This window comes from Corynebacterium sp. HMSC071F07, assembly GCF_001810285.1.
In the GTDB taxonomy this organism is placed as follows: Bacteria; Actinomycetota; Actinomycetes; order Mycobacteriales; family Mycobacteriaceae; genus Corynebacterium; species Corynebacterium simulans.
This window is the reverse complement of the sequence record NZ_KV800682.1, coordinates 1-803: the sequence shown is the minus strand read 5'-3', so window position 1 is coordinate 803 and position 803 is coordinate 1. Positions and strand designations below refer to the sequence as shown.

The window sequence follows — 803 nt, the reverse complement described above, 5'->3', positions numbered from 1 at the left end:
GCGCCCACCGTTTACGGCATGGACTACCAGGGTATCTAATCCTGTTCGCTACCCATGCTTTCGCTCCTCAGCGTCAGTTACTGCCCAGAGACCTGCCTTCGCCATCGGTGTTCCTCCTGATATCTGCGCATTTCACCGCTACACCAGGAATTCCAGTCTCCCCTACAGCACTCAAGTCAGCCCGTATCGCCTGCACGCCCGGAGTTAAGCCCCGGAATTTCACAGACGACGCGACAAACCACCTACGAGCTCTTTACGCCCAGTAATTCCGGACAACGCTCGCACCCTACGTATTACCGCGGCTGCTGGCACGTAGTTAGCCGGTGCTTCTTATACAGGTACCGTCACAAAAGCTTCGTCCCTGTCGAAAGGAGTTTACAACCCGAAGGCCTTCATCCCCCACGCGGCGTCGCTGCATCAGGCTTCCGCCCATTGTGCAATATTCCCCACTGCTGCCTCCCGTAGGAGTCTGGGCCGTATCTCAGTCCCAATGTGGCCGTCCACCCTCTCAGGCCGGCTACCCGTCGACGCCTTGGTAGGCCATTACCCCACCAACAAGCTGATAGGCCGCGAGCTCATCTTGCACCGAAAAAACTTTCCACAACTGACACTAAACAGCTGTCCTATCCGGTATTAGACCCAGTTTCCCAAGCTTATCCCGAAGTGCAAGGCAGATCACCCACGTGTTACTCACCCGTTCGCCACTCGAGTACCCCAGCAAGCTGAGGCCTTTCCGTTCGACTTGCATGTGTTAAGCACGCCGCCAGCGTTCGTCCTGAGCCAGGATCAAACTCTCCACAAAA

General features: G+C 56.4%; 1 rRNA gene. It reads right to left on the bottom strand.

From position 1 onward, the window contains the following. Window positions 1-802 (bottom strand): 16S ribosomal RNA (locus tag HMPREF2724_RS01295); the annotation flags it as partial. Window position 803: the final 1 nt, after the last annotated feature.